The organism is Mesotoga sp. HF07.pep.5.2.highcov, assembly GCF_003666285.1.
Lineage (GTDB): Bacteria > Thermotogota > Thermotogae > Petrotogales > Kosmotogaceae > Mesotoga > Mesotoga prima.
Genome location: NZ_JFHJ01000111.1, coordinates 1 through 922, shown reverse-complemented (window position 1 = coordinate 922; position 922 = coordinate 1). Strand labels below are relative to the sequence as shown.

At 45.7% G+C, this 922-nt stretch carries 2 protein-coding genes; both read left to right on the top strand.

Annotated elements, in window-relative coordinates; all coding sequences use genetic code 11:
- On the top strand, positions 1-453 hold a 453-nt coding region (locus BG32_RS01865), incomplete at its 5' end, for an ATP-binding cassette domain-containing protein (protein ID WP_147434793.1).
- Positions 454-608: 155 nt separating this feature from the next.
- Positions 609-922 (top strand): LD-carboxypeptidase (locus BG32_RS01860; protein ID WP_183084265.1); only part of this gene is annotated, 314 nt, incomplete at its 3' end.

Below are 922 nucleotides of genomic sequence, written 5' to 3'. Positions count from 1 at the left end.
AAAATCATCGACAATGTTGCCTTACCCCTGGTAAAAGTGGGGAGAGTAAAATGGACAGACGCGAGAAAGGTAGCGGAGGTTCGTCTCAAACAGGTCGGACTTGCAAATAAACTGATGAGCTATCCATCGCAGCTCTCCGGAGGTCAACAGCAGAGAGTGGGTATAGCCAGGGCTTTGGTCATGAATCCAGACATCGTTCTTCTGGACGAACCAACTTCTGCGCTTGATCCATCACTAGTTGGCGAGGTAATGAGAGTAATCAGGAGGCTTTCTTCTGAAGGGAGAACAATGATCATAGTAACTCACGAGATTGAATTTGCAAAACACATTGCGAATAGGGTGGTCTTTCTTAATGATGGAGAAGTCTTTGCCGACTGTAGTCCGAATGAATTCTTTGAATCTGTTTCAGGAGAAATCGCTGAGTTCCTCACGGACCTCTCCGCAGTCGTCTGAGAATTCCTCCAGGCTATTGATTGGTTGCGTTCTAAAAGAATGACAGCGCAAAGACAATGAGTACAAAGTTTTGCAATGTCTTCTTACTCTCGACGTGTTGATTTTACCGTCCATGAATGGCAAACTATAGTAGACAGATCAACTTGGAGGATTTCATGAGAAGGGTATGGTTGACAGTTATGATGGTTGTTGGAATGCTTTTAGTTTCACCTGTATTGTTTTCTGGAGAGATCCGAACGATTTTCGTCACTGCGCCTGCAAGTTTTCCAGACAGATCAAAGCTGGAGGCGGGCATCGCAGCACTTAGGAACGTGGGTTACAGGGTCGTCGTCGGAGATAGTTGCCAGATTTCACTTTCCCCGAGAGAAAAAGCAAATGAACTCAACAAAGCCTTTGCTAACCCTGAATACGACGCAATCATAACTGCAAGGGGCGGTTATGGTTCATACAACCTTCTCGACTGGCTCGA